General features: G+C 71.0%; 19 protein-coding genes. 5 read left to right on the top strand and 14 right to left on the bottom strand.

Going from position 1 to position 20,261, the window contains the following annotated elements; genetic code table 11:
- Positions 1–109: 109 nt before the first annotated feature.
- On the bottom strand, positions 110–610 hold the full coding sequence (ssb, locus tag RCO38_RS22450) for a single-stranded DNA-binding protein (protein WP_308330714.1): 501 nt from the start codon (positions 608–610) through the stop codon (positions 110–112).
- A gap of 141 nt (positions 611–751) precedes the next feature.
- Between ssb and RCO38_RS22445 the strand changes: the two genes are divergently transcribed.
- Positions 752–2,071, top strand: coding sequence for a chloride channel protein (locus RCO38_RS22445; protein WP_308330713.1), 1,320 nt, complete (start codon positions 752–754; stop codon positions 2,069–2,071).
- Between the two features lie 78 nt (positions 2,072–2,149).
- On the opposite strand, the gene RCO38_RS22440 is transcribed toward RCO38_RS22445, so the two are convergent.
- A complete protein-coding gene (locus tag RCO38_RS22440) occupies positions 2,150–3,340 on the bottom strand; it encodes an MFS transporter (RefSeq protein WP_308330863.1) in 1,191 nt (396 codons plus the stop codon).
- Between the two features lie 187 nt (positions 3,341–3,527).
- Here RCO38_RS22440 and uvrA point away from each other — a divergent pair, with 187 nt between their 5' ends.
- Positions 3,528–6,572: an excinuclease ABC subunit UvrA gene (gene uvrA, locus RCO38_RS22435; RefSeq protein ID WP_308330712.1), complete on the top strand. Its 3,045-nt coding sequence runs from the start codon at positions 3,528–3,530 to the stop codon at positions 6,570–6,572.
- A 3-nt stretch (positions 6,573–6,575) separates the two neighbouring features.
- Here the strand turns inward: uvrA and RCO38_RS22430 are convergent, their stop codons facing one another.
- From RCO38_RS22430 to RCO38_RS22405, 6 genes are all read right to left on the bottom strand, one after another.
- On the bottom strand, positions 6,576–7,415 hold the full coding sequence (locus tag RCO38_RS22430) for a MipA/OmpV family protein (protein ID WP_308330711.1): 840 nt from the start codon (positions 7,413–7,415) through the stop codon (positions 6,576–6,578).
- Positions 7,416–7,484: 69 nt separating this feature from the next.
- Positions 7,485–8,114: a glutathione S-transferase family protein gene (locus RCO38_RS22425; protein WP_308330861.1), complete on the bottom strand. Its 630-nt coding sequence runs from the start codon at positions 8,112–8,114 to the stop codon at positions 7,485–7,487.
- A gap of 11 nt (positions 8,115–8,125) precedes the next feature.
- Entirely contained in the window at positions 8,126–8,965 is an 840-nt protein-coding gene (pyrF, locus tag RCO38_RS22420; protein ID WP_308330710.1) for an orotidine-5'-phosphate decarboxylase, read from the bottom strand.
- A gap of 9 nt (positions 8,966–8,974) precedes the next feature.
- Complete coding sequence (locus RCO38_RS22415; RefSeq protein ID WP_308330709.1) at positions 8,975–11,170, bottom strand: CotH kinase family protein; 2,196 nt, start codon at positions 11,168–11,170, stop codon at positions 8,975–8,977.
- Positions 11,158–11,991, bottom strand: a complete 834-nt coding sequence (locus RCO38_RS22410; RefSeq protein WP_308330708.1) for a polyphosphate polymerase domain-containing protein — start codon at positions 11,989–11,991, stop codon at positions 11,158–11,160. The genes RCO38_RS22415 and RCO38_RS22410 overlap by 13 nt, the downstream gene beginning before the upstream one ends.
- Positions 11,981–12,544: a DUF4956 domain-containing protein gene (locus RCO38_RS22405; protein ID WP_308330707.1), complete on the bottom strand. Its 564-nt coding sequence runs from the start codon at positions 12,542–12,544 to the stop codon at positions 11,981–11,983. The genes RCO38_RS22410 and RCO38_RS22405 overlap by 11 nt, the downstream gene beginning before the upstream one ends.
- Before the next feature lie 227 nt (positions 12,545–12,771).
- Here RCO38_RS22405 and RCO38_RS22400 point away from each other — a divergent pair, with 227 nt between their 5' ends.
- Positions 12,772–13,197, top strand: coding sequence for an Ig-like domain-containing protein (locus RCO38_RS22400; protein ID WP_308330706.1), 426 nt, complete (start codon positions 12,772–12,774; stop codon positions 13,195–13,197).
- 33 nt (positions 13,198–13,230) lie between these two features.
- Entirely contained in the window at positions 13,231–14,118 is an 888-nt protein-coding gene (locus RCO38_RS22395; RefSeq protein ID WP_308330704.1) for a DMT family transporter, read from the top strand.
- Between the two features lies 1 nt (position 14,119).
- Here the strand turns inward: RCO38_RS22395 and RCO38_RS22390 are convergent, their stop codons facing one another.
- The 4 genes from RCO38_RS22390 to tsaB all read right to left on the bottom strand — a co-directional run bounded on the left by RCO38_RS22390 (position 14,120) and on the right by tsaB (position 17,222).
- Entirely contained in the window at positions 14,120–14,887 is a 768-nt protein-coding gene (locus tag RCO38_RS22390) for an alpha/beta fold hydrolase (RefSeq protein WP_308330702.1), read from the bottom strand.
- 82 nt (positions 14,888–14,969) lie between these two features.
- Positions 14,970–15,767: a uracil-DNA glycosylase gene (locus tag RCO38_RS22385; protein WP_445297935.1), complete on the bottom strand. Its 798-nt coding sequence runs from the start codon at positions 15,765–15,767 to the stop codon at positions 14,970–14,972.
- Positions 15,768–15,903: 136 nt separating this feature from the next.
- Positions 15,904–16,473: a ribosomal protein S18-alanine N-acetyltransferase gene (gene rimI, locus RCO38_RS22380; protein WP_308330700.1), complete on the bottom strand. Its 570-nt coding sequence runs from the start codon at positions 16,471–16,473 to the stop codon at positions 15,904–15,906.
- Positions 16,470–17,222 (bottom strand): tRNA (adenosine(37)-N6)-threonylcarbamoyltransferase complex dimerization subunit type 1 TsaB, encoded by a 753-nt coding sequence (tsaB, locus tag RCO38_RS22375; protein ID WP_308330698.1) that lies wholly within the window; start codon positions 17,220–17,222, stop codon positions 16,470–16,472. Before tsaB ends, rimI begins: the two co-directional genes overlap by 4 nt.
- A gap of 45 nt (positions 17,223–17,267) precedes the next feature.
- On the opposite strand from tsaB, the gene dacB reads away from it, so the two are divergent.
- Entirely contained in the window at positions 17,268–18,890 is a 1,623-nt protein-coding gene (dacB, locus tag RCO38_RS22370; protein ID WP_308330696.1) for a D-alanyl-D-alanine carboxypeptidase/D-alanyl-D-alanine endopeptidase, read from the top strand.
- Between the two features lie 19 nt (positions 18,891–18,909).
- On the opposite strand, the gene RCO38_RS22365 is transcribed toward dacB, so the two are convergent.
- Together RCO38_RS22365 and RCO38_RS22360 are read right to left on the bottom strand one after the other, a co-directional pair.
- Positions 18,910–19,155 carry a hypothetical protein gene (locus RCO38_RS22365; RefSeq protein ID WP_308330694.1) on the bottom strand — a complete coding sequence of 82 codons (246 nt, stop codon included), beginning with the start codon at positions 19,153–19,155 and terminating at the stop codon, positions 18,910–18,912.
- Positions 19,156–19,255: 100 nt separating this feature from the next.
- The gene (locus RCO38_RS22360) at positions 19,256–20,260 is read right to left on the bottom strand and encodes an L-threonylcarbamoyladenylate synthase (protein WP_308330858.1); all 1,005 of its coding nucleotides are present in this window, start codon (positions 20,258–20,260) and stop codon (positions 19,256–19,258) included.
- Between the last annotated feature and the right edge of the window lies 1 nt (position 20,261).

Genomic DNA, 20,261 nt, shown 5'->3' with positions numbered 1-20,261 from the left:
TGTCACGGTAGACGGAACAGGCCGCCAGAGTGGCGCAAAAAAAGAAAACCCGCCAGGCTCGCACCGGGCGGGTTTCAAGACCACGCCGCAGGGGCGTGGTGTCAGGGATTCAGAACGGGATGTCGTCGTCCATGTCGTCGAAGCCGCTGGCCGGACGGGCGGAGGCCGGCGCGGGTGCCGGTGCCGGACGGGCGGCGGGGGCTTGGCGCGGTGCGGCGGCCGGGCGGCTGTAGCCACCGCCACCACCGCCCTCGTCACCACCGCCCATGCCTTCGCGGCCGCCGAGCAGCTGCAGTTCGGTGGCGATGATGTCCACCGTGTTCTTTTCAACGCCGGTGGCCTTGTCGGTGTAGGTGCCGTACTTCAGGCGGCCTTCGACGTAGATCGGGCGGCCCTTCTTGACGTATTCGCCGGCGATCTCGGCCAGGCGGTCGTAGAAGGTGACGCGGTGCCACTGGGTGTCTTCAATGGTCTCGCCGCTGTTGCGGTCCTTGCGGCGGCTGGAGGTGGCCACGCTCACATTGGCCACGGCCTGGCCCGAAGGCAGGTAACGGATTTCGGGGTCGCGGCCGCAATTGCCGACGAGGATGACTTTGTTGACGGATGCCATGAGATGTGCCCTGAGAAATGGGGGGCGGCGCGGGAGGACCGGCCGCCGGTCGGTCGACCATTGTGCCGCAATCCCATCGGTCGACCAATGCGCTGTCTGGCGCAGCGTGGAACGGGCGGACGGCCTCTACACTCGGGCGCAATGAGACGAGAGCCGGACTTCCTGCAGAACCTGCGTGCGGAATTCGCCGACGGCCGGCAATGGATGGACCGCGTCATCGTGATGGTGTTCGCGGTGCTGGCCGGCCTGTCCATCGTGGGCTTCACCCTGCTGTCCGATGCCACCTTCGGCCTCTACAAATCCGGACGCGAGGTGTTCTGGTGGGCGCCGCTGGTCTGGACGCCGGCCCTCACGGCGCTGATCGTCTGGGCCGTGCGGCGCTGGGCCCCGGGCGCCTCCGGCTCTGGTGTGCCGCAGGTGCTGGTGGCTCTGGCACCCGACACGCCGCTGGCAGACCGTGGCCGCTTCGCCTCACTGCGGCTGTCGCTGTTCAAGATCCTCGGCGTGTCCGCCAGCCTGCTGGCCGGGCTGTCGGTCGGCCGCCAGGGGCCGTCGGTGCAGATCGGGGCCGGCGTGATGCTGGCCGCCCGGCGCTGGCTGTCGCCGAACAGCGGCATCAGCACCCGCGAACTGCTGGTGGCCGGCGGCGCGGTCGGCCTGGCCGCGGCGTTCAACACGCCGCTGGGCGGCATCGTGTTCGCGATCGAGGAGCTCTCGCGCAAGCTGCAGGACCGCAGCAGCGGCCTGATGCTCGCGGCCATCGTGGTCGGCGGCCTGGTCTCCGTATCGGCCTTCGGCAGCCTCTCCTACTTCGGGCGGGTGAAGGCGGAGGACCTGACCTGGTGGAACCTGATCGGACCGGCTCTGGTGGTGTCGGTGTTCGCCGGTCTGCTGGGTGGCCTCATGTCGCGCCTGCTGCTGGCCTCCTTCACCGGTCTGCCCGACCGCTTCTGCGCCTACCGCCGCAAGCGGCCGGTGGCCTTCGCGGCGGCCTGCGGCTTCGTGGTGGCGGTGATCGCGGTGGTCACCAACGGCGAAACGGCCGGCATGGGCCACCAGCACACCCACGCGCTGCTGGCCGCCGGCAGCACCGAAGGGCAGACCCCGCTGGTCTTCACCGGGCTGAAGTTCCTGGCCTCCTGGATCTCGTCCTGGGCCGGCGTGCCCGCGGGCATGTTCGGCCCCGCGCTGTCGATCGGCGCCGGCCTGGGTGCGGACGTGGCGTGGCTGTTCAACTCGCCTCACACCGCGGCCCTGATCGCGCTGGGCATGTGCGGGTTTCTGGCCGGCGTCACCCAGACCCCGATCACCGCCATGATCATCGTGATGGAGATGACCGACGGTCACAGCATGGTGCTCAGCCTGATCACCTGTGCGCTGCTGGCCAGCGGCATCTCGCGCATGATCAGCCGGCCGCTCTATTCGTCCATGGCCACGACCATGGCAGAAAGACTGAAGTAGCACCCTGTGGCCCGGCCCAGCCGGTTCCACGGGTGCCCTGGATCAGGCACGCGCGCCGGGAAACGGGCCTGGCATGAGTTACTTTTTGGGTGCGACGGCGGGCGCCTGCATCGGCCAGGCCACCACGAACCAGACCAGCGTCGCCACCGCACAGGCGGCGAACAGGCCCTGCGGGCCGTGGGCACGGGCCAGCCAGCCCCCCACCGCCCCGCCGACAAAGAAGCCGACCGACTGCAGGGTGTTGTAGACGCCCAGCGCCGCGCCACGCGCATGGGCCGGGGCCAGCCTGGACACCAGGCTGGGCTGGCTGGCTTCCATCATGTTGAAGCCGATGAAGAACACGAACAGCAGGCCGCCCAGGGTCCACAGGCCCGGCGCCGCACCGGCCACAGCCCACAGGCCGACCTGCACCACCAGGATCAGGCCGATGGAGATCAGGAAAGCCGCGCGCAGCCGGCCCTTGCGCTCCATGGGAAACAGCACCCCGCCCATGACCAGCAGCGAGGCCGCCACCGCCGGCAGGTAGACCTGCCAGTGCTCCGCCTTCGGCAACCCGGCCGCCACCAGCAGCGCCGGTAGCGCCATCCACATGGCCAGCTGCACCGCGTGCAGCACGAACACGCCCAGGTTCAGGCGCAGCAGGCCGGGGTGGCGCAGTACCTCGGCCAGGCCGCCGCGCACCTGCTGCATGTCGGACGGCTTGTGCACCAGCGGTTCGGGCGGCGCCACCCACAGCACGACGGCGATGCCCAGCAGGGCCAGCGCGCAGGTCATGAGGAAGATGCCCGACAGGCCGACCCAGCCGGCCAGCAGCGGCGCGAGGACCAGCGAGAGCGCGAACATGAGGGCGATGCTGGCGCCCACCATGGCCATGGCCTTGGTGCGCACGGCGTCGCGCGTGACGTCGGCCAGGAACGCCGTGACCGCCGCCGAGATGGCGCCCGCGCCCTGCACCGCCCGGCCGATGGCCAGCCAGGTGAGGTCGGGCGCCCAGGCGGCGATGGCGCTGCCCGCCGCGAACAGCAGCAGGCCGGTCACGATGGTGCGCTTGCGGCCGAAGCGGTCGGAGGCGATGCCGAACGGGATCTGAAGAAACGCCTGCGTCAGGCCGTACAGGCCCATGGCGAAACCCACACGGGCCGGGTCGTCTCCCCCAGGCAGGCGCGCGGCTTCCAGCGCGAACACCGGCAGCACGATGAACAGGCCGAGCATGCGCAGCGCGAACACCAGGGCCAGCGAGGCGCTGGCGCGGCGCTCGGCGGGCGTCATGCGGTGGGGGTCTGTCGAATCCGGGGTGGCGGGGGTCGGGGACACGGCGGGATGGGCGATCGGGGCAAAGGCGTGATTGTCGGGCATGGCAGCGAACAGGATTCGGCGCCGGGCCGCCCCAAGCCGAATCGCGCCCCCTCGGGGGGCAGCGACCCGCACTAGCGGTGGAGCGTGGGGGCGGCTTATCATGCTGGGTTGCCCTTTTGACGCCCTGCCCGTGGACTCCAAGCCCCCCCTTCCCGCCGCCCACCCCACCGCCACCACCCTGTCGGTCCGCGGCGCGCGCACCCACAACCTCAAGAACATCGACCTGGACATCCCCAAACAGTCGCTGGTGGTCATCACGGGGCTGTCGGGTTCGGGCAAGTCCAGCCTGGCCTTCGACACGCTGTACGCCGAAGGCCAGCGCCGCTACGTGGAGAGCCTCAGCGCCTACGCGCGCCAGTTCCTGCAGCTGATGGACAAGCCCGACGTGGACCTGATCGAGGGCCTGTCGCCCGCGATCGCCATCGAGCAGAAGGCCACCAGCCACAACCCGCGTTCCACCGTGGGCACGGTGACCGAGATCCACGATTACCTGCGCCTCCTGTACGCCCGCGCCGGCACGCCCTACTGCCCCGACCACGACCTGCCGCTGGCGTCGCAGAGCGTGGCGCAGATGGTGGACACGGTGCTGGCCCTGCCGGAGGGCACGAAGCTCATGATCCTGGCACCGGTGGCGCGCGAGAAGAAGGGCGAGTTCACCGAGCTGTTCGCCGAGATGCAGGCCCAGGGTTATGTGCGCTTCCGGCTCAACGGCGAGGTGGTCGAGGCCGAAGCCCTGCCGGCGCTGAAAAAGACCGAGAAGCACAACATCGACGTGGTGATCGACCGCATCAAGGTGCGCTCGGCCGCCGAAGAGGGGACCAATCCCCAGCGACAGCGACTGGCCGAGAGCTTTGAGGCCGCGCTGCGCCTCGCCGAGGGCCGCGCGCTGACGGTGGACATGGACACCGGCGCCGAACAGGCGTTTTCGGCCAAGTTCGCCTGTCCGGCCTGCACCCACACCGTGGGCGAGCTGGAGCCGCGCCTGTTCTCGTTCAACTCGCCCATGGGCGCGTGCCCGGCCTGCGACGGTATCGGCAGCACCGAGGTGTTCGACGCCGAGCGCGTGGTCGCCTTCCCTTCGCTGAGCCTGGCCAGCGGCGCCATCAAGGGCTGGGACCGGCGCAACGGCTACTACTTCGCGATGATCGAGAGCCTGGCGGCGCACTACGGCTTCGACGCCGAGGCGCCATGGGAAAGCCTGCCGCAAAAGGTGCAGCAGGTGCTGCTCTACGGCTCGGGCGAAGAAGAAATCAGGTTCAGCTACGCGCTGGAGTCGGGCGAGCGTGCGGGCAAGAAGATCGCGAAGAAGCACCCCTTCGAAGGCATCATCCGCAACTTCGAGCGCCGCTACCGCGAAACCGACAGCGTGGCGGTGCGCGAGGAGCTCGCGCGCTACCGCAGCACGCAGCCGTGCCCCGAATGCGGCGGCACGCGACTGCGCAAGGAAGCGCGGCACGTCTTCGTCGGCGAAGGCGAACAGCGCCAGCCGATCTACAAGGTCAGTCACATCACGCTGGGCGAGGCGCTGCACTACTTCCACAGGCTCGAATTGCAGGGGGCCAAGGCCGACATCGCTGCGCGGGTGGTGAACGAGATCCGCCAGCGCCTGAAATTCCTCAACGACGTGGGCCTGAACTACCTGAGCCTGGACCGCAGCGCCGACACGCTCAGCGGTGGCGAGGCGCAGCGTATCCGGCTGGCGAGCCAGATCGGCTCGGGCCTGTCGGGCGTGATGTATGTGCTGGACGAGCCCAGCATCGGCCTGCACCAGCGCGACAACGACCGCTTGATCGGCACGCTGCAGCACCTGCGCGACCTGGGCAACACCGTGCTGGTGGTGGAGCACGACGAGGACATGATCCGCACCGCCGACCACGTGATCGACATCGGCCCCGGTGCCGGTGTGCATGGCGGGCGGGTGATGTCGCAGGGCACGCCGGCCGCGGTGATGGCCGACCCGAACTCGCTCACCGGCCAGTACCTGAGCGGCGTGAAAGAGATCGCCGTGCCCGCGCGGCGCACACCCTGGCTGCCGGTCATCAAGCCCGAGGTGAAGGCCGCGCCGGTCAAGTCGAAATTCCCCATGAGCCCGGCGGCCGAGCGCCGCGCCGAACGGCAGGCCGCCCACGAGGCCACGCTGGGCGAGCTGCAGGAAATCCGCGTGCGCGGCGCCAGGGGCCACAACCTCAAGGACGTGAGCGTGGCCTTCCCGGTGGGCCTGCTGACCTGCGTCACCGGTGTCTCCGGCTCGGGCAAATCCACGCTCGTCAACGACACCCTCTACGCCGCGGTGGCGCGCACGCTGTACCGCTCGCACGACGAGCCGGCCGAGCACGAGGCCGTCGAAGGCATCGAGCACTTCGACAAGGTCATCAACGTCGACCAGAGCCCCATCGGCCGCACGCCGCGCAGCAACCCGGCCACCTACACCGGCCTGTTCACCGGCATCCGCGAGCTGATGGCGGAGGTGCCGACGGCGCGCGAACGCGGCTATGGGCCGGGGCGCTTCAGCTTCAACGTGGCCGGTGGCCGCTGCGAGGCCTGCCAGGGCGACGGGGTGGTCAAGGTGGAGATGCACTTCCTGCCCGACGTCTACGTGCCCTGCGAGGTCTGCCACGGCCAGCGCTACAACCGCGAGACGCTGGAGGTCCAGTACAAGGGCCGCAACATCGCGCAGATCCTGGACATGACGGTGGAGCACGCGGCCGATTTCTTCAGCGCCGTGCCCACGCTGCACCGCAAGCTGCAGACCCTGCTGGACGTGGGCCTGTCCTATGTGCGCCTGGGCCAGAGCGCCACCACGCTCTCCGGCGGCGAGGCGCAGCGGGTCAAGCTGGCACAGGAACTGAGCAAACGCGACACCGGCCGCACGCTCTACATCCTCGACGAACCCACCACCGGCCTGCACTTCGCCGACATCGAGCTGCTGCTCAAGGTGCTGCACCAGTTGCGCGACGCGGGCAACACCATCGTGGTCATCGAACACAACCTCGACGTGATCAAGACCGCCGACTGGCTGATCGACATGGGCCCCGAAGGCGGCTCAGGCGGCGGCACGGTGGTGGTGCAAGGCACGCCGGAAACCGTGGCCGCCTGCGAGGCCAGCCACACCGGGCGCTACCTGGCGCGGCTGCTGCGGCGCTGAGGATCAGCGCTTCCCGCGAAACGCAATGCCCGCGCTGATCGAGTGCGTGGTCTTGCGCCCCACCAGCGGGCTGCGCGAGGGCGACGACAGCATGCGCGAGAGGTCCAGGCCACCGAACAGCACCCAGTGTTCGCTCAGCACGTGGGTGTACTGGGCGCTGGCGCGCACGTTCTCCCAGCCGCTGCTCAGCGTGTACGGCGAACGCCCGACGCGCTCGGCCGTCTCGGGCGTGATGCCGTAATGGGTCTGCAGGTAGGTCTTGTCGCCGTAGGTCGCGCCCAGGCCGAAATCCCAGTAGCTGTGTTCGGTCAGAGGGTGGCGGTAGTTGAGGCCGGCGGCCAGCCGCGACCCGCCGCGACGTCCGAGCAGGTCCTTGTCGATGCTGGTGGTCCAGCTCCAGTGTTCGCCCAGCGCCGAGCCGGTGGAGATGCGGGCGCGCAGGGTGGACGGGATGTCGGGCAGCCCGCTGAACCGCGGGTCGTCCCCGGAGTCGCGCCCGTTGTCCATGCGCAGCGACGCGCCCAGACGCCAGTCGTTGAAGATGCCGAAATCGGCGCTCACGCCGGTTTCCAGTTCTTCCCGGCCCGCCTTGAGCAGGCTGGACGCCCGGGAACGCGAGACCCGGAACGGCCCCAGCTGGAAGGCCCACATGGGCTTGAAGTCGTAGCGCACCGGCGCATCGCCGACGTGGCCGTTGCCGGACACGACCGATGCACCGATCAGGTAGTCGCCTTCAATGGTGAGCCAGTCACCGTCGGCAGCCGACGCAGCGGCGGCCGACGCAGCGGCGGCCGACGCCCCCAGAACCAGACCCAGACCCCAGCGGTGAGAGATGGACAGCATGGGCGCAGATCATAGCCACCCAATATGAAGGCGCCCCGGATGCCCCCGCCCGGGCATCCGGCATTGGTTTCAGGTCCGGGCCGCAGGGCGCTGCGAGACCCGGTCGCGCCAGGCCTGCAAGGCAGACAAACCCTGCTCGCCCGCGTGGAAGCGCATCAGTTTCGCGAACTCGATGGCGCAGAAGGCGGTGATGTCGGCGATGGTGAAGCGCTCACCGGCGATCCAGGGCTGGCGCTGCAGCTCGGCATCGAGCCAGACCGCGGTCTCGCGCAGCTTCTCGCCCTGCGAACGGCCGAAGTCGGGAAACTGCGGCTGCTCCAGCGGCGCCAGGCCCGGGTGGGTGTGGCGCACGCAGTTGGCGATGGGCAGCAGGAAATACCACTCGATGCGCCGGTCGGCCATCTCGATGAAGGCCCGCTCCGTGGCGTCCGCGCCCATCAGATTGGGCTCGGGGTGCTGCCCTTCGATCCAGGTGCAGATGGCCCGGGTCTCGGTCAGCACGCGCCCGTCGTCGAACTCCAGCGCGGGAATGCGCGCCAGCGGGCTCTTGGCGCGGAAGGCGGGGCTCTTGTGTTCCTGGGCGTTGAGGTCGACATTCACCAGCTCGATGCCGTGGGCCACCGGGTCGATGCCCTTCTCGGCCAGGAACATCTGCACCCGGCGCGGGTTGGGGGCGCGGGGCGACACGTAGAGCTTCATGGTGAGCCCGCTCACGCCTTGGCAGCGTTCAGGACCTCGCGTGTGCGCAGGGCCTCGGCGCGCGCGGCGGCCGCAAAGTCGGCGCCACCCGAGGCGTAGAGCACCGCGCGCGAGCTGTTGACGATCACCGGGCCGGTGGTGGCGCCGCCCTGGGTGCGGTAACCGGCGCGGATCGTGGCCACGGCGTCGCCACCCTGCGCGCCCACGCCGGGGATCAGCAGCGGCAGCGTCGGCGCCAGTTCGCGCACCCGTTCGATTTCGGCCGGGTAGGTGGCACCGACCACCAGGCCGAGCTGGCCGTTGAGGTTCCACGGGCCCTGTGCGAGCTTCGCGACGTGTTCGTAGACGCGCGGCTGGCCGTCGACCGAGGCCAGCCTCTGGTTCTGCAGGTCGTCACCGCCGGGGTTGGAGGTGCGGCACAGCAGGAAGGCGCCTTTGCCCTCGTATTTCAGATAGGGCTGGACCGAGTCCCAGCCCATGAAGGGCGAGAGGGTCACGGCGTCGGCGCCGTAGCGCTCGAAGGCCTCGATGGCGTACTGCTCGGCGGTGCTGCCGATGTCGCCGCGCTTGGCGTCCAGGATCACCGGCACCTGCGGCGCCACCGCCTTCATGTGCCGCATCAGCTTTTCAAGCTGGTCTTCGGCGCGGTGCGCGGCAAAGTAGGCGATCTGCGGCTTGAAGGCGATCACGGCGTCGGCCGTGGCCTCGACGATGGCGGCGCAGAAGTCGTAGATTTTCGAGGCGTCGCCCTTCAGGCCGGCCGGGAATTTCGCGGGGTCGGGGTCGAGGCCGACGCAGAGCAGGGACTGGTTCTGGCGCTCTGCCGCGCCCAGCATGTCGAGGAAGGTCATCCCCGAATTTTACGAACCCTGCGCCCGCGCGGCAGCGGGGCCACAGGCCGGCCCCCACTGCGGCGTGAGCGCCAGCGGCCGGTCCACCACCAGTTCGAGCGACGCTGCCCGGGAGGCCTGCCCCTGCCAGCCCTGGAAGCGGCGGCAAGGGCCTTCGACGACCTCGATCTTCAGCGGCGTGCCTGGTGTGTACAGCACCTGCGCCGGCCGCCCGGCGCCACTCTCCAGCGCCTCGCCATTGATGCGCAACGACGCCCCGGGCTCCATCGGACCCAACTCGATCTTCACCGGCGGCGGCACCGCGAGGTACCGCTCCATCTGCTGCCGGACGTGGGCCGGGCGGCGCTCGATGAAGACGCCCAGGTGCCTCACCGACCGCTCCCAGATCGCCACGCTGGCGGGCACCTGCCACCGGTTGACATGGTGCGGCACCTCGGCGGCGATTTCGCCGCGGTAGTGCGCAACGAACTGGGCCATCCGCTCGGAGGAGAAGCGGGTGTTGAGCAGGTCCTGGAGCCGCGTCGCGAACCGCTGCTGGAAACGCGGGTCTTTCATCAGCACCCGGAACAGCCGGGTGCTCCGGGCCAGCTCGGGGCGTCCCCGCGGGCCGTTCGGCGTGAGCAGTTCGTGCAGCGTGTCGACATTGGGTGCGCGGAACGCCATGTCCATGTCGCTGACCGCCCAGTGCCACTTGCGGTAGGGGCTGTTGCGAGCCAACCCCGCGGTGAACGGCCGCACCCGCCATGCCAACACGTTGTTGGCCGGCCAGTCGGTGTTGCCGACCAGCACCTCGGCCGCATGCAGGTCGATGAAGCTCGGAATGTCGATCTCGGCCTCGGCCAGTGGCAGCACCTCCCGGCCTTCGGCCTGCGCGGTCTCCAGGCGCTCGACCAGGGCCAGCCAGGGCTCGGCCATCTCGGGCTGGTCGGGGGTCACGCCGTAGTTGCGGCTCAGCTCGATGTCCGAGTCCTTCACCTTGGCCTGGGCCGCAAAGTGATCGTCGCCCAGGCGTTCGCGCAGGTGGTACAGCCCCCAATACTCGCCGTTCAGGAACACCGCCACCGGCTGGCTGCGCGAGACCGTGGCCTGCAGGCCGTCCACCACGCGCTGCGCCACCGCATCGCGCATGAGCGCCTCGCGGCGGTCGTTGCTGGATGACCGCAGGATGACCTGCTTGGGCAGGAAAGAGCGCTGGAAGTCGCCGAATACCTCGACCTCGTCGGCGCCGTAGCGCTTGCGCGCGTGCAGGCGCATGGACTTTTCGGCGGATGCGCGGCTGAACGCGCCGTGGATGCGCAGGCCCGCGGACTGGCCGGAAACCCGGGTGCCCGAGGGTGCGGCCGAATCGCGCAGCAGGTACTCGACGTGCACGGCCCGCTCCGCGCTGTCGCCCTCATCGCGCCAGTTGGCATCGGCGACCCCGGCCGTGGCGGTGAACGCCGGGTTGCGCTCCCGCCACGCATCAAACCGGCGACCGGCGACCATCACGCCCCGGTCGTACCCGAACAGGTCCTCCGGATCGGCCGTGACCGCCACGATGGGCAGCGAAAACCGGTCGGCGCTGCCAAAGAAATAGGTGCGCGTGACCACTTCGCTGCGCTCCCCGCGGGGGCCGACCGCCACCGCACGCACCACCACGGCACGGTCCACCCATCCATCGGCCGCCCTGGCGTGCCGGGCGGGCTGGACGGGTCCGGCAGACAGAACCCCGCCCAGTCGGTCACCCGAATACTCCAGAAACTCGTCCCACGCCCGGTGCAGGTCCTGCGACGCGCTCGCGCCCGTCATCGGCCGCAGGTAGCCCACCGGCTGGTCGTCGTAGGTCGTCAGCATGCGCGCCCAGCGGCCCGGCCCGGTCATCACGCGCGCGAGCTTGATCGGCCCGCGGTAGGGCAGCGTCACCAGCCGAGCCTTCTCCAGCACGCCGTCGGCGCTGCGCGAGGTGCGGCGGTAGGCGGTCTTGTGGTCGAAGCTGCGCTCGTAGGGGAACTGCACGTAGGGCGTCGAGCCGTCCAGCGTGTAGAAGATCGAGACCCCGGCGTCGGGGTGGTAGAGCTTGAGCTTGAAGGTGTAAGGATGGAAGCCCGCCGCGTGCGAGAACTGGGGCGGGCTGATGACGCTGTTCGCCTGCGCCGGTGCCCAGGCGACCGCCAGCAGCAGCACCAGCCCGCGCAGGGCCAGGCCCAGGCGGTTCAGGACGCACATGCCGGGGCCTCCGCCGGGGCCATCGACCGCCCCACTTCCTCCACCGGGCGGCAACCCAGCCGCCGGTGGTTGGCACCGAACCGGCTGGAACCGGTCCAGAGTCCGCAGGCCAGCAGGCCGATGCAGTACTTGGACATCTGGGCCTGAGGCCGCAGGCCCGCGTCGCGCAGCAGACGGTCGGTCAGCGACATCGGCCGCGCCGACTTGACCTCGACGATGACGCTGGCCGTGCCCTGGTGGACCCCGGGATCGCTGGCGTGGCCGAACGACAGGCCGGAGTCGATGGTGACCCGGGTCTGGTCGCGCGCGTCGAAGAGGGTGATGCGCCGGTAGCCCACGTCCAGCGTCGGCAGGAACCGATGGTCGGCCGCCGCGCCGGCGATCTGCCGGATGCGACCGAGCAGGCCGCCGAAGTCGTCGCCCAGGTCCGCCGGGTCGCTCAGGGGCACCCTCGACTTCGCGGTCGCCGCCACCCGGGTCTTCTCCTTGAGCTCGCAGAAGGCCAGGCCACTGTCTTCGTAGCGCCGCACGCGCAGCTTGAACCGGTTGGCGCGGCCCTGGTTGTGGGCCCGGAAGCACAGCAGGTCGGGCGTGTCGTAGTAGCGGCTCTGGTAGCCGTGCGAGCGCAGGCCGTCGATTTCCAGCACCGCGTGGCTGAAGCGCAGCACGTCGAACAGGCCGTCCAGCGACGCCGGGTCCAGCACGTATTTGCGTTCCAGCCGCTTGAGCAGGGCGGCCTGCCCGTTCAGTTCGGCCAGGCCGATGGCGGTGAAGCCAGCCAGCCGGGACGCGGGGACGGCGCCCGGACGATCAGTACTCAACCTGCAGCTCCACGGTCTCGGTGATGCCGCACACGCGCACCAGCTGGACGCGCCGGGGCCTGAGTCCGGTCTGGCGCCCCACGGCCTCGACCACCGAGGCGTCGTCGCCCACGTCGAAGCTGCGGTCCATGTCCAGCTTGATCCGGGTGCTGCGCAGCGGGCGGCTGAGCTTCGGGTGATCCACCACATAGACCGAGGCCAGCATGACCAGGATGATGATGACCATCAGGCCACGGTCGATCGCGTTGATGGCGAACAGCACCGCCATCGAGGCGCTGCCGAAGAAGTAGGCGATGTCCACCCGGGACAGCTGCTCGGAGCGCAGCGTGAACAGCGCCAGGATGGCGAACAGACCAAAGCCCGCCGCCAGCGAGAACTGCACGTCGGCCAGCACCGTGAGCACGGCGAACACGAACACGTTGAGCAGCAGGGCGGAGACCGCCGTGTCGCGGTTGCGGTGCCTGCGGTGGTAGAGGCCGAACATCAGCACACTGGCCGCGCCCAGGTTGAGCGAGAACCGTGCGATGAACTCAAGGTACCAGACAATTTCCATGGGCCGGCCAGCGGGAGAGGGGTGGGACAACAATCACGACCGACCGGGGGCGTCGGATTTCGGCAAAGCCGACCATTTTAGTGAGTCTTCTTAAGGTCCACTTAAGGTTTCTCCTGCGACCCCACGGCGGTGCCAGCGACGCGGGCCGGCTCACCTGCGTCAGACGGTTTACCGACCGGACACAAAGACACCACCCAGGCCGGGACGGGGCTTCCTACCATCCGGCCATGAACACCACACTCTCCGCTCCCGCGGCCGTCATCCCCATTCCGCCCGCCCCGCTGCGGCGCCACCGGCTGCGCCCGGGCCTGGCCGCCGCGCTGCTGTCGCTCGCCCTGACCGCCTGCGGCGGCGGCACCACCGGCGATGCGCCCACCGTCACGCTGGCGAGCACGGCCACCAGCGCCTCGGCCGGAGAGTCGGTCACGCTGATCGCCGTGGCCAGTTCCGACCTCGGCATTGCCGCCGTGCGCTTCTACCGTGTGGACACCAGCACCACCACACTCCTGGGCACCCTCAACGCCACGCCCTACCAGTTCACCACCACAGTCCCGTCGACCGCCACGGACACCGTCTCCTATTTCGCCCGCGCCGTCGACGCCGATGGCAACACCGGCGACAGCGAAGACGTCGAGATCGCCATCACCGACTGACGCGCCCGCAGGCCAGCCGATAACATCGGCGGCATGCGCCTGTCCCGCCAGCAATTCGTTCTGCTCGTCCTGCTCACGCTGGTCTGGGGCCTCAACTGGCCGATCATGAAGTTCGGGGTCACCGGCTTTCCGCCGCTGACCTTCCGCACGCTGTGCATGTGGCTGGGGCTGCCGCTGCTGGCCGGGTTCCTGTGGCTGCGCCGGGTGCCGTTCACCATCGGCCGCGCACACTGGCGCGAGCTGGCGGTGCTCACGGTGTTCAACATGTTCTTCTGGCACACGCTGGCGATCCTGGCGATCCAGTCGCTCTCCAGCGGGCGCGCCGCCATCCTGGGCTACACCATGCCGGTGTTCTCTGCCGTGATCGGCGCGCTGTGGTTCGGCCAGCGGCTGGTACCGCGCGCCTGGGCCGGTGTGGCGGCCGCCGCGCTGGGCGTGGTGCTGCTGCTCTGGCACGAGATCACCACCCTCTCGGGCCGGCCGCTGGGCGTGGCGATGATGCTGGTGGCCGCCGCCACCTGGGCCATCGGCACGCAGCAGATGCGCCGCACCCGCATCGCCGCGCCCACACTGGCGATCAGCTTCTGGATGACGGTGGCGACCACGCTGTGGATGTCGCTGCTGGCGGTGGTGTTCGAGCGCGGCCAGTGGATGGCCCCCAACCCCGCACAGTGGGGGGCCATCGCCTACAACGCGGTCGGCGTGTTCGCCTTTGCCCAGGTGGCCTGGCTGGTGCTGGCGCGCGAGCTGCCGCCCATCGCCTCCACGCTGTCGGTGATGTTCATTCCGGTTCTGGGCGTGTTCAGCGGCGCCTGGTGGCTGGGCGAGGTGCTGCACTGGCAGGACTGGGCCGCCGTGGCGCTGGTGATGGTCTCGATCGCTACGGTGCTGTGGCCCGCCCGCTCCACCGCGGCCAGCTGACTCACATCACCTTCATCAGGAAGCGTTCGATGGAGGTCGCCAGCGCGATCGGGGTCTCGTCCATCGGATAGTGGCCCGCATTGGCCATCATCTCCAGCGACGCGTTCGGGTAGTGCTGCAGCCAGGTGGCCTTGCAGGTGTCGGCGCCCAGCGCCGGGTCGTGTTCGCCCGCGATCACCAGCACCGGCAGGGTCTGGCCCTGCACGCGGTCGAGCACCGAGGTCTTGGCCCAGGCCACCAGGTAGTCGGCCACCGCGGTTTCATCCGAGTGTTGCAGCGAGCGCCGCGCCATGCCGTCGAGCCACACACCCGAGAGCCGGTTGCCGGTGGTCAGGTCGATGATGGCGCGGCGCGTGCCCACATCTTTCGCAGCCGCCGAAAAGAAGGCCCAGCCGGCGTCGTCGAACGGCACGCCCGTGGCGGGCACCGGGGTCACCCCCACCAGGGCCTGCACCCGCTGCGGCGCGTCGGCCAGCACCTGCTGGATCGCCAGCCCGCCCATCGAGTGCCCGACCAGCGCGAACCGGTCCCAGCCCAACGAATCGGCCAGCGCCAGCGCGTCCTGCGCGATCTGGGCCATGGTGTAGGGGCCGCCGCTGTCCTTGCGGTGGCCGTAGCCGCGCTGGTCGAGGAAGGCGTAGCTGAAGGCGTCCTTGTCCAGGTGCTGGACCATGGGCCCCCAGCCGCGGGCGTGGCCGAACCAGCCATGCAGGCAGATCACCTTGCGCGGACCGGTGCCGATGAGGGGGGCGTCGAAGAGCTGGGTCATGGGGGTCTCCTGTCGGTGGTGATGACCGCAGGATCGCGCGGCCGGCGGTGGCCGCCAACCCGGGGAACCCCTGCCCCGCCGCTCAGAGTCCCTCGGCCGTCTCCATCGCCAGGCAGAGGTCTTCCCAGGCCTTGGCCTTGTCGGCCGGGGTGCGCAGCAGGTAGGCCGGGTGGTAGGTCACGATCACCGGCACCCCCTCGTAGCGGTGCACGCGCCCGCGCAGGCGGCCGATGGGCTCCTCGGTGTGCAACAGCGACTGCACGGCAAAGCGCCCCATGGCCACGATGATCTTCGGCCGCACCAGCGCCACCTGGCGCGCCAGGTAGGGCTCGCACTGAGCGACCTCCTGCGGCTGCGGGTTGCGGTTGGCCGGCGGGCGGCACTTGAGCACATTGGCGATGTAGGCGCCCTTGGCCCCCTCGCCAGCGCGGCTGCGGCCCACGGCGCGCAGCATGTTGTCCAGCAGTTGGCCGGCCGCGCCCACGAAGGGCTCTCCCTGCAGGTCCTCGTTCTCGCCCGGCGCCTCGCCGACGATCATCCAGTCGGTCTGCGTGTCGCCGACGCCGAACACCGTGTTGCGCCGTGTCTTGCACAGGCCGCAGGCCTCGCAGCCGGCCACCGCCGCCTGCAGCGCCGGCCAGTCCATCTGGGCCACACCGGCCGGGCGCAGGCGCTCCGCGGCGGCAAGCGGGGACGAGGGGGCCTCCGGAACTGCGACCGGGCGCTCCGGCGCAGCGCTCGGCGTGGCCCTCGCCGCCGGGGCGGCGGGTGCACGGGCCTCGGCCGGCGGGTGGGCGGGGGCTGGCGCCTCCGGCACCGGGGCGGGCACCTCGGCCACCGCCGAAGCCTCGGCGCGTGGCGCCCAGACGCGCACGCCCATCTCGGCCAGCATCGCGCGCTGGCGCGCGTCCAGCTGCGGCACGAACGAGGTGGCGTCGTCGTCGAATTCGCTCACTGGACGACCCTCCGTGCTGCGCACTGCGGGGCTGAGCGCCTTGGGAACGGCCCGGCGGCGCTCATGACTCCGCTCCTGCAGACGGCACCGCCAGGTCCAGGCTCATCACCACCGCGTCCTCGCGCTGCAGCCCGCCGGCCGGGTAGTAGGCGCGGCGCAGACCCACCTGCTGGAATCCGTAGCGGGTGTAGAGCGCGCGCGCCGGTTCGTTGCCTGCGCGCACCTCGAGCCACAACCACTGCGCGCCCTGTCCGCGCGACCACAGCACCAGGGCGTCCAGCAGGAAGCGCCCCCAGCCCTGACGCTGCTGCGCGGGCGCGACCGTGATGTTGAGCAGGTGCACCTCCTCCACGCCGGGCATGGCCACGAGGTAACCCAGCAGCACCCGGCCGTCGGCGCGCGGCGGATTCGGCACCTCGCCGGGCAGGGGCTCGGCCAGCAGCATCACGGCGGGATAGCCGCTGGCCAGCGAATCGGCGAAATGGCGCCGCGACCAGGGGTGGGCGTAGGCCGTTTTCTCGACCTCGCAGACGGCGGCCAGGTCGGCGTCCGTCATCGGCTCGAAGGCCAAGCGGCGGCCGCGCTGGGGGTCGGCGGCCGCCGCGGGCCAGGGCGCAGCCAGGGCGCTCATGCCCGCCCCTCCCGTTCCAGCGTGGTGCGCGCGACCTTGTCGCGCACGTACAGCGGCAGCGCCTCGCGCGCGTCCACCGCATGGCCTGCGGCCAGCAGCGCCGGCGCCAGCGACAGCAGGGCCTGGGCCGTGGGCAGCGCCGGCTGCTGCGGTGCCGCCGGCAGCTCCAGCCGGTCGCGGTACACCTCGAACACATTGCCGGCCAGCAGGGCGTCGCGACCCTCGTCCGGCGCGCTGGCGCGCAGCCACGCGCCCAGGTCCTGCGAGGCACACAGGCGCGGCGCCTGCAACGGCTGGGTCTGCAAGCCCTGTGGGCCGCAGGCGTACAGGGCGACGTACATCTCGTCCATGCGCGCGTCCAGCAGCGCGGCGATCACCGAGTGCACCGGCAGGCCGTCCGCGACCCGCTGCAACCGCGCCGACTCGGCCAGCGCCAGCAGGGTGTCCACCGGCAGCACCGGCCGACCACCCGCCCCGTAGGCCAGGCCCTGCGCGACCGAGCAGGCGGTGCGCAGGCCGGTGAACGAGCCCGGGCCGCGCCCGAACACGATCGCGTCCAGCGACGCCAGCGACCAGCCGGCCTGCGCCAGCAGCGACTGCACCGCCGGCAGCAGCGTGGCCGAGGCCTGGGCCGCGCCCGGACCGGTGAACACGCGCGGCGTCTCGCCGGGCGCGCCCGAGCCCAGCGCCACCGACAAGGTGTCGGTGCTGGAGTCAATCGCCAGAAAACGCAGGTCGGAAACGGGCATTCGGGGGATTATCCGTGAGGGGCGCGGACCCATAATCGGCGCTCCATGCGCCCCCACCTGCCCGCCGCCCTGTCGACCGCCCTGCTGCTGCTCCTCGCCAGCGGCGGCGCGCAGGCGCAGGAACACGAGCTCAGCGCCGGCGAGCTGCGGCTCACCCCGGAGGTCGGCCTGCTCGCCCCCGGCGCTCCGTCCGCCTCCGTCCCGGCCACCGGGGCCCCCGCGGGCCCACGTGCTGCGGCGCCGCTGCCTCCGGTGCAGACCGGCCTGCCCCCGTCGGTGCTGGCGGCCCTGCAGCGCGCCCAGGTGCCGGCGGCGGCGATGTCGGCCCTGGTGCTGCCGGTCGGTGGCGCCGGTGCCGCCCGGGTGCGCTTCAACACCGAGCAGCCGGTCAACCCGGCGTCGGTGATGAAGCTGGTGACCACCTACGCGGCGATGGACCTGCTCGGCCCCGACTTCACCTGGTCGACCCGCTTCTACACCGACGGGGTGGTGGACAAAGGCACGCTGCGCGGCAACCTCTACATCCGGGGCGGCGGCGACCCCAAGCTGGTGCTCGAACGCATACAGGGCGCCTTCCAGGCCCTGCAGAACCTGGGCGTGGTGGTCGTGCTGGGCGACATGGTGCTGGACAACAGCGCCTTCGATCTGCCGCCCCGCGATCCCGGCGCCTTCGACGGCGAGGCGCTGCGGCCCTACAACACCGGCCCGGACGCGCTGCTGGTGAACTTCAAGTCGGTGGTGCTGAGGTTCTTCCCGGACCCCGCCGCCGGTGTGGCGCGCGTGGTCAGCGAACCGCCCATGGCGGGCCTGGCGGTGGACGCCACGCTGCCGCTCTCGCGCGGCGGCGGCTGCGGCGACTGGCGCGGCGCCATTGGTGCCCGCTTCGACGACGTCAACGCCATCCGCTTCACCGGCCGCTACCCGGCGGGCTGCGGCGACAAGGAATGGCCGGTGGCCTACCAGGACCCGGCCAGCTACGCGGCGCGCGCCCTCGAAGGTCTGTGGCGCAACAGCGGCGGCGCGCTCACGGGCCAGGTGGTCATGGGGTCCACCCCGGCCCGGGCCCGCCTGCTGCACGAGGCGAAGTCGCTGCCGCTGTCGGACATCATTGCCGACGTCAACCAGTGGAGCAACAACGTGATGGCGCAGCAGCTGTTCCTCACGCTGGGACAGCTGGCGCCCGCGCGGTTGGACTCGATGACCGTGCCGCGCGGCCGGCTCACGCCCGAGCGCCAGGGCCGGCTGGAGCGCTCGCGCGAGATCGTCGCGCGCTGGTGGAAAACCACGTTCGGCATCCGCCACACCGTGCCGGTGATGGAAAACGGCTCCGGACTCTCGCGCATCGAGCGCATCACGCCCGAGGCCCTGGGCGACCTGCTGCAGCACGCGGCCCGCCACCCGCGCGGCGCGACCTTCGTCCAGTCGCTGTCGGTGGCCGGGGTCAAGGGCACGGCGGCCCGGGTCGGCCGCGAGCCCGGCAGCCTGGCCTACGGCAACGCCTGGCTCAAGACCGGCACGCTGCGCGACGTGACCGGCATCGCCGGTTATGTGAATGCGGGCAACGGTGGCCGCTACGTGGTGGTCGGTTTCATCAACCACCCGAACGCCATGGCGGCGCGCCCGGCGCTCGACACCCTGGTCGAGTGGACCGCGGCCCTGCCCGACTGAAGCGGCCGCGGCGGGCGGCTCAGCCCAGGAACCAGGCCAGTGCGGCCACGGCAAGCACCGCCAGCACGCCCAGCGCCATGCCCAGCCGGCGGTGGTCGCGGCGGGCGATCAGCGCGCGCGCCTTGCGGCGGTTGAGCGCGGCCAGCAGCATGTCGTCGTCGCAGGTGTCGGCCTGCATGGTGCTGTAGTACTGGTGCCGCGTGGCGTCGTTGATGGCCAGGCGGTCGTCGCTGACGCTCTGGAAAGCGAAGTGGGTGCGGTTCACGGCGGGCTCGCAGGTGGTTCGGAAACGGTGGGAGGGCCACCCTCGCGGGCCTCCTGTGGGGGCTATCGGCCGGCCGTCGCCGAACTTGAGAGCAACCGTCTCAGGCCGCGGCGCGCTGCAGCCGGTCCCGCACGCCGTCCCACTCGGCGCCCTCGGGCGGTGTCTCGACCCAGATCAGCTTGACGCCAGTGGCGTCGAGTTCGCGCAGCGCGGCGAACAGCTCCTGCGCGCAGGCGGCGGCGTCGCCCGGCATGCGGCGCTGCAGCACCGCGCGCGCGGCCCGCTGCGTGGTGCGGGTGTAGACCGCGATGTGTTTGGCGTCCGGGCCCAGCACGTCCAGCGCGGCCTGGATCTGCTCGCCCGACATCAGCCGCACCCTGGCCCGCGGCGCGTAGTGCGACTCCAGCGTGCCCGAGGCGCGCGGGGCCGTCCCGTCGCGTTCGCGCAGCGGCTGGCCGGCGACAGCTTCGATCTGCGCCGGTGTGAGCATGCCGGGGCGCAGCAGCACCGGGAAGCCGCGCGAGCAGTCGACGATGGTCGACTCGATGCCCACCGGGCAGGCGCCGCCGTCCAGGATCAGCAACTGCGCATCACCCAGATCCGCGAACTCCTCGGCCACATGCGCCGCCGTGGTCGGGCTGACGCGGCCGAAGCGGTTGGCGCTGGGCGCTGCCACGCCCAGCACGCCGTGGGCGCGCGCGGCTTTGAGCAGCGACTGCGCCACCGGGTGCGCCGGGCAGCGCACGCCCACCGAGTCCTGGCCGCCGGCCGCCACTGCCGCCACCTCGGGCCTGCGCGGCAGGATCAGCGTCAGCGGACCGGGCCAGAACGCCTGCATCAGGCCCACGGCAAAGTCCGGCACGCTGTGCGCCAGCGGCGCCACGGCGGCGCGCCAGTCGCCGCCATCGGCGGGCGGGATGTGCACGATCAGCGGGTGGTCGCTGGGCCGGCCCTTGGCGGTGAAGATGCCGCTCACCGCGCTGGCGTTGCCGGCGTCGGCCGCCAGGCCGTAGACGGTTTCGGTCGGCATGCCGACCAGGCCGCCCGCGGCCAGGCGCAACGCGGCCTGCTCGATGGCGGCCGGGTCGCGGGCGTTCAGGGTCAGG

This window comes from Hydrogenophaga pseudoflava (genome assembly GCF_031020795.1).
Lineage (GTDB): Bacteria > Pseudomonadota > Gammaproteobacteria > Burkholderiales > Burkholderiaceae_C > Hydrogenophaga > Hydrogenophaga pseudoflava_A.
Note: the sequence above shows the minus strand (reverse complement) of the source record. Positions and strands in the feature narration are given on the sequence as shown.

Excerpts from the sequence above, each read along its gene's own strand:
- ssb (WP_308330714.1), bottom strand. The coding sequence starts at position 610 with ATGGCATCCGTCAACAAAGTCATCCTCGTCGGCAATTGCGGCCGCGAC.
- RCO38_RS22445 (WP_308330713.1), top strand. The coding sequence starts at position 752 with ATGAGACGAGAGCCGGACTTCCTGCAGAACCTGCGTGCGGAATTCGCC.
- RCO38_RS22440 (WP_308330863.1), bottom strand. The coding sequence starts at position 3,340 with ATGACGCCCGCCGAGCGCCGCGCCAGCGCCTCGCTGGCCCTGGTGTTC.
- uvrA (WP_308330712.1), top strand. The coding sequence starts at position 3,528 with ATGCTGGGTTGCCCTTTTGACGCCCTGCCCGTGGACTCCAAGCCCCCC.
- RCO38_RS22430 (WP_308330711.1), bottom strand. The coding sequence starts at position 7,415 with ATGCTGTCCATCTCTCACCGCTGGGGTCTGGGTCTGGTTCTGGGGGCG.
- RCO38_RS22425 (WP_308330861.1), bottom strand. The coding sequence starts at position 8,114 with ATGAAGCTCTACGTGTCGCCCCGCGCCCCCAACCCGCGCCGGGTGCAG.
- pyrF (WP_308330710.1), bottom strand. The coding sequence starts at position 8,965 with ATGACCTTCCTCGACATGCTGGGCGCGGCAGAGCGCCAGAACCAGTCC.
- RCO38_RS22415 (WP_308330709.1), bottom strand. The coding sequence starts at position 11,170 with ATGTGCGTCCTGAACCGCCTGGGCCTGGCCCTGCGCGGGCTGGTGCTG.
- RCO38_RS22405 (WP_308330707.1), bottom strand. The coding sequence starts at position 12,544 with ATGGAAATTGTCTGGTACCTTGAGTTCATCGCACGGTTCTCGCTCAAC.
- RCO38_RS22400 (WP_308330706.1), top strand. The coding sequence starts at position 12,772 with ATGAACACCACACTCTCCGCTCCCGCGGCCGTCATCCCCATTCCGCCC.
- RCO38_RS22395 (WP_308330704.1), top strand. The coding sequence starts at position 13,231 with ATGCGCCTGTCCCGCCAGCAATTCGTTCTGCTCGTCCTGCTCACGCTG.
- RCO38_RS22390 (WP_308330702.1), bottom strand. The coding sequence starts at position 14,887 with ATGACCCAGCTCTTCGACGCCCCCCTCATCGGCACCGGTCCGCGCAAG.
- RCO38_RS22385 (WP_445297935.1), bottom strand. The coding sequence starts at position 15,767 with ATGGGCGTGCGCGTCTGGGCGCCACGCGCCGAGGCTTCGGCGGTGGCC.
- rimI (WP_308330700.1), bottom strand. The coding sequence starts at position 16,473 with ATGAGCGCCCTGGCTGCGCCCTGGCCCGCGGCGGCCGCCGACCCCCAG.
- tsaB (WP_308330698.1), bottom strand. The coding sequence starts at position 17,222 with ATGCCCGTTTCCGACCTGCGTTTTCTGGCGATTGACTCCAGCACCGAC.
- dacB (WP_308330696.1), top strand. The coding sequence starts at position 17,268 with ATGCGCCCCCACCTGCCCGCCGCCCTGTCGACCGCCCTGCTGCTGCTC.